The organism is Trichormus sp. NMC-1 (assembly GCF_001858025.1).
Lineage (GTDB): Bacteria > Cyanobacteriota > Cyanobacteriia > Cyanobacteriales > Nostocaceae > Anabaena.
In genome coordinates this window covers 1-5,869 of the sequence record NZ_LZQD01000019.1, presented here as the reverse complement: position 1 = coordinate 5,869, position 5,869 = coordinate 1, and the positions used below count along the sequence as shown (strand labels likewise).

Below are 5,869 nucleotides of genomic sequence, written 5' to 3'. Positions count from 1 at the left end.
CGGGGGGTTTTGTTTTTTCTCTTCTCTGACTACCTACGAAATGAGGAAAAGTCCTTGTATGTCTAAGCTATTCTCAACACACTCAATGAAGTGGGCATGATCAGGATATGATACCAGGGTCTTAATAATTTTGTTTGGCAACCTTATCTATTTACTCATACAATTTTAGACTAGGTGAAGTTTGTAAAAACAGAGTCCTAAATTCATGAGTCAGTTAACAGGTCAGGGTGTAAGAGCTATCACTAAATTACAAATGGTAGATCGAATAAACGATATCGCTTGGCAAGCTCATCAGGGTAGCGTTGCTGCGATTATTCAACTATTGAACGAAAAGCTAGTTATGTCTGGTGTCAGAACTAGAGCTATTTTTGCTGATGGTGTATTACAACTTTTGTGTGAGGCTGCTACGGTAGAACAACTTGAGCAATCTCTTCTGGTACAGCAAATTCAGCAAATTCTTGATTCAACTGCACCACGTAACATTCGTAAAGTCAATATTAACAGTCGCATTGTTAGGGAAGAGCAATTATTGTGGCTAGAAGAAATTAACCGTGGTCGGGAAAATCAATTACTTTGGTCACAGGAAATTACACTATCTCCGCCTGGCTTTGTCAAACAACTAATTCAAGATTTTACAGGAGCCTATGCTGAATCAGGAAAACAGATTTTACCTCAAGCTCAATCTTTACTAACTAACAAATATAAGCACAAACATTCAGCAAATAAGGGGATAATAGGCGCGGCTGGTTTATGCACAATGCTTTTGCTGGCTTGGCTCGTGAATTCTGGTTTAGGAAATACAATCAAGAATTTCATCCCGCTAGACTTTTCGCCATCTTTAAAAACCGCAAACGAGATTAAATCACAAGTCTCATCCCGTACTGTTAACAAAAGCCTTTCTCAACCATCTATTAATTCATCAGATGACGCATTTGCAGATGCTGTGAGATTTGCCAACCAAGCTTCTGCTTCTGGTAAAACAGCTACAACTTCAACTCAGTGGTTGGAATTAGCTGCTACATGGCAACGGGCTTCTGATTTAATGGGTAAGGTTCCCCCTAATCATAGCCGCTATCAAGAGGCAAAAATTCGGACTAAGTTATACAGGGAATATAGTGAGGCAGCGCAGAAAGAAGTGGAGAAGATTAAGTCAACTCCTGCGGGAAATTAAACATCATCTAAAATCTATGTAGAGACTGTTCCTGAAAAGTCTCTACAATCTATGACATTCTACCTAAACACTCATCTCTAACATCCGTTGCATTGGACGCAGTGCAGCAAGGCGTATATCCTCTGACATGGTGATTTCGGGGGTGCGATTTTTCATGGCTAAATACAGCTTTTCTAAGGTATTTAACCGCATAAACGGACATTCGTTACAATCGCAATTATTCTGTGGGGGCGCGGGAATAAAATGTTTATCAGGTGCTAGTTTTTGCATCTGGTGGATGATTCCTGGCTCTGTAGCCACGATAAACTCCTGTGTAGGACTTTTCTGACAATAATTGAGTAAGGCGGCTGTAGAGCCAATAAAGCTGGCATGACGCAAAACGCTGGTTTCACATTCTGGGTGTGCGATCGCTTCCGCTTGTGGATGTGTAATTTTTAACTGAACTATTTTCTTTTCGGAAAAAGTCTCATGGACAATACAGCTACCTTGCCATAACAGCATTTCCCGTCCTGTTTGTTCCATTACATACCTTCCCAAGTTGCGATCTGGAGCGAAAATAATCGGCTGTTCTTTGGGTATTTGCTGTACGATTTTAACAGCATTGGAACTAGTGCAGATGATATCGCTCATGGCCTTAATTTCGGCAGAGCAGTTAATATAGGAAATTACCAAATGGTCTGGGTGTGCGGCTTTGAAAGCGGCAAACTCTTCTGGGGGACAACTGTCAGCTAAAGAGCAACCAGCATTTAAATCTGGTAGCAGTACCAATTTATCAGGATTAAGGATTTTCGCTGTTTCGGACATGAAGTGAACACCAGCAAACACAATTACATCTGCATTGGTATTTGCTGCGGCTTTGGCTAATTGTAAAGAATCGCCAATAAAGTCGGCAATATCTTGAATATCAGGGTCTTGATAGTAGTGCGCTAATATCACTGCGTTGAGTTCTGTTTTCAGATCCTCAATGGCAGCAAATAAATCTAATGGTAACGCCCCTGATTTTGGTTGACTAAGTGTAGTTGTAAACACAATTAAAAACTGCTTTATTGTACAATAAGATTACCTTGTGCATTTAATTATAGTAGTTTTTACCAAAAATAGTGGACGGTTGATGTTGGCAATTTATGCCCAAATCGAGTGGAGTTTCATATGCTGGAGATATACGGCTTTTTAAAGTGGCATGACCAGTCAGAAAACTCAATCAAAACCTGTCAAAATTGCTGTAATTGGCGATGTTCACGACCAATGGGAAGTAGAAGACGGTATAGCACTCAAGCAGCTTGGTGTTGACTTAGTGTTATTTGTCGGAGATTTCGGGAATGAGTCAGTGGAAGTGGTAAAAGCGATCGCTTCCCTGGATCTTCCCAAAGCAGCGGTAATGGGCAATCACGATGCCTGGTACTCAGCCACTGAATGGGGACGCAAAAAATGTCCTTATGACCGCACCAAGGAAGACTGGGTACAGGAACAACTAGATTTATTGGGAGTGTCCCAAGTCGGTTATGGTAAGTTGGATTTTCCCCATTGGAATTTAACTGTGGTGGGTGGTCGTCCTTTTACCTGGGGTGGACCGGAGTGGAGATTTGCGGAAATCTGTCAAGAACGTTATGGTGTCTCTAGTCTGGAAGAGTCCGCAGATAAAATAGTCAAAGTAGTAAAAAGTGTTACTTATGACAATATTATTTTTCTAGGACACAATGGACCGAGTGGTTTAGGCGATCGCCCTGAAGACCCTTGTGGTAAAGATTGGCATCCTATAGGTGGTGATTTTGGTGATCCTGATTTAGCGGAAGCGATTTCTCAAAGTCTCAACATGAAGAAAACTGTTTCTCTAGTCGCTTTTGGTCATATGCACCGCACTCTGCGCCATACTAAGAAGCTGCAAAGAAAGGCTGTGTTTAGAAGTCCAGAGGGAACAATTTACTTAAATGCCGCTACTGTACCCCGAATTATTGAGGAAGACGGTATAAAGTTACGGAATTTTTCTCTGGTTTCTTTAGAGAATGGTGTGGTAACAAAAGCTTCTCTAGTTTGGGTGGGCAAAGACTTCCAGGTGGCTGCTGAGGAAATTTTTTATAATTCTTCAGCTTCAGTAGTGCCAATTCTGTAATTATATGTTATGATGTTATTTGTCAGTTTTTGTGTTCCACAATCTGACAAATAAATTGGAGAGGTGGCAGAGTGGTCGATTGCGTCTGACTTGAAATCAGATGAAGTGAAAGCTTCCGGGAGTTCGAATCTCCCCTTCTCCGTTGAATAGAATTTTATATCACGCAGTGTCGCTCCAGAAGAGCGCAAGAGTATGATCTGAAAATATGAATTCTGCTGTGAGCGCCACTACTTACGCAAACATACTCAAGTATTCTAGCCCTATTCAATAATCTCACATCAGTATATTCTCACTGGTTCACTACCCATCAGCAATGTTACCTTGGCAGCATTAACCATTTTAGGCACATAAAGAAAATGGCTGTAGGCATAGAAGAACAGGGTAGTAAATTTATCACAACCGAAGCTATAAAGAATCAAGACGGAGAGCAGAAAATGTGGGATGCTATTCGCAGTGCTTTTGCTGATAGAAACTGCATTGGATATTGGCGTTATCCTATTTTCTCGAAAGTGGGAGAAATTAGAAAAGAACCGGATATTTTAATAGTTGATAGAGAATTTGGTGTAGTTATAATTGCAGTCAAATCCATCAACATTGACCAAATTGCTGCTATTAATGGTCAAAAATGGCAATTAGAAAACAGTGATATTGCAGAAACAAATCCCTATCAACAAGCAGAACACCAACTGCGAGCCTTAATATCCTATAGTGATAGAGAAACAGCACTTTGGCGTAAAGTTAATGGTAGAACTATAGTTGCATTACCGCAAATTACCGCAGAACAATGGCAACAAAAAGGCTTTGATAAATCACCTGATTGTCCACCAATTATATTTCAAGACCAATTAGGAAAAGTTGGTTTATTAGAACGCATTCAACAAGCGAATATTGTCATTCCCGGAGCAGAATTAGAAGATAAAGACTGGGAATTATTGCTCTCAGTTGTTGGGGGAACACCTATACTGCGTAAACCACCCCGGGACAAAGTTGCTACCACAGGAAAAAGCCGTTCTAGCATCATTGATAGTTTACGAGAAAAGCTATATGAAATAGACTTACAACAAGAACATATCGGTAAAGAAATTCCTCCTGGACCCCAACGTATTCGCGGTATTGCAGGTTCTGGAAAAACCGTATTGCTATGTCAAAAAGCCGCACATATGCACCTCAAGCATCCAGACTGGGATATTGCTTTAGTATTTTTTACTCGTTCTCTCTATGATTTAATGATTGGTTTACTTGATCAATGGATAAAGCGTTTTAGTTGTGGTGAAATGCACTATGATCCAAAAACTAACTTTCAATTACAAGTATTTCATGCTTGGGGAGCAAGAGAACAACCAGGTTTATATAGAACTATTTGCGAATATCATGGTAAAAGACCTGGAACTGTTCAGAACACTAATGAAAAACAGCCAAATCGAGGTTTAATAGATTTAAGTAAACGGTTATTGGAAGAAATTACTATTGAACCGATGTTTGATGCTATTCTCATCGATGAAGGTCAAGATTTAGTCGCTGAAGATGATTTGAAATATGAGGATAAACAAGCTATTTATTGGTTAGCTTATCAATCTTTACGACCTGTAAATGAAGACAAGCCAGAAGAAAGACGCTTGATTTGGGCTTATGATGAAGCGCAAAGTTTGGATAATTTAGTAGTACCGAAAGCCAAGGAAATATTTGGTGAACAATTCAGTAACTTATTAAGTAAACAACCTCAATATCCTGGAGGAATCAAACGTTCCGAAGTCATGAAACGTTGTTACCGGACTCCTGGACCAATTCTCACATCTGCTCATGCTATTGGTATGGGTTTGTTACGTCCAGAAGGGATGTTAACAGGAATTACAAATAAGGAAGATTGGCAAAGAATAGGTTATGAAGTTAAAGGTGATTTTCGCCGAGTTGGTAAACCAATAACAGTAGAAAGACAACCGCAATTTTCACCAAATCCCATTCCTGAACTTTGGGGAAAACCTGTTTTAGAATTTGAAACTTATAGTTCTCGTGAAGCGGAAATGACAGCTTTATCTGAGAAAATAATGTACAATATTGTCCATGACGGACTTAACCCCAGTCGGGATATTTTGGTATTGGTTTTAGGTTCAACTTATGAAGCAATGGAATTAGAAACCTATGTTGCTAGTTACTTAATGGAATCCGACATTGATGTTTATATTCCTACTGCTTTAAAATTAAATGATTTAGTTCCCCAATATCCTCAGAATGATCCTGATAAATTTTGGTGTGAAGGTGGGGTAACTATCTCGCGTATCACTCGCGCTAAGGGACACGAAGCGGATATGGTTTATGTGGTGGGTTTTGATAATGTGGCGCGGAATGAAAGTGATGTTAATTTCCGTAACCAGTTATTTGTGGCTTTAACGAGGGCGCGGGGTTGGGCGAATCTCAGTGGTGTTGGTAGTTATCCTATGTATGATGAAATGCGAAAGGTGATTGCTAGTGGGGAGAGTTTTACTTTTACCTATAAACGTCCACCTAAGCGGGATATTGGGGATAATGATTAATATTTCAGAAGTCAGAAGAGGACAGAGAATAAATTCCCTGTCTAAAAGCTAAAGTCG

The 5,869-nt window shown here is 39.9% G+C and carries 4 protein-coding genes and 1 tRNA gene; 4 read left to right on the top strand and 1 reads right to left on the bottom strand.

Annotated elements, in window-relative coordinates; genetic code table 11:
- Positions 1-253 precede the first annotated feature (253 nt).
- Positions 254-1,171, top strand: a complete 918-nt coding sequence (locus A9Y75_RS25620; protein ID WP_143046513.1) for a hypothetical protein — start codon at positions 254-256, stop codon at positions 1,169-1,171.
- A 63-nt stretch (positions 1,172-1,234) separates the two neighbouring features.
- On the opposite strand, the gene nadA is transcribed toward A9Y75_RS25620, so the two are convergent.
- Entirely contained in the window at positions 1,235-2,200 is a 966-nt protein-coding gene (gene nadA / locus A9Y75_RS25615; protein WP_071192695.1) for a quinolinate synthase NadA, read from the bottom strand.
- A gap of 151 nt (positions 2,201-2,351) precedes the next feature.
- Here nadA and A9Y75_RS25610 point away from each other — a divergent pair, with 151 nt between their 5' ends.
- From A9Y75_RS25610 to A9Y75_RS25600, 3 genes are all read left to right on the top strand, one after another.
- Positions 2,352-3,281 (top strand): TIGR04168 family protein, encoded by a 930-nt coding sequence (locus tag A9Y75_RS25610; protein ID WP_071192693.1) that lies wholly within the window; start codon positions 2,352-2,354, stop codon positions 3,279-3,281.
- Between the two features lie 57 nt (positions 3,282-3,338).
- Positions 3,339-3,423: transfer RNA gene (locus tag A9Y75_RS25605), tRNA-Ser, on the top strand.
- A 214-nt stretch (positions 3,424-3,637) separates the two neighbouring features.
- Positions 3,638-5,812, top strand: a complete 2,175-nt coding sequence (locus A9Y75_RS25600; protein ID WP_071192691.1) for an ATP-binding domain-containing protein — start codon at positions 3,638-3,640, stop codon at positions 5,810-5,812.
- Positions 5,813-5,869 lie beyond the last annotated feature (57 nt).

What these genes read in the sequence shown, in the direction of transcription:
- A9Y75_RS25620 (WP_143046513.1), top strand. Translation starts at nt 254, where the DNA reads ATGGTAGATCGAATAAACGATATCGCTTGGCAAGCTCATCAGGGTAGC.
- A9Y75_RS25610 (WP_071192693.1), top strand. Translation starts at nt 2,352, where the DNA reads ATGACCAGTCAGAAAACTCAATCAAAACCTGTCAAAATTGCTGTAATT.
- A9Y75_RS25600 (WP_071192691.1), top strand. Translation starts at nt 3,638, where the DNA reads ATGGCTGTAGGCATAGAAGAACAGGGTAGTAAATTTATCACAACCGAA.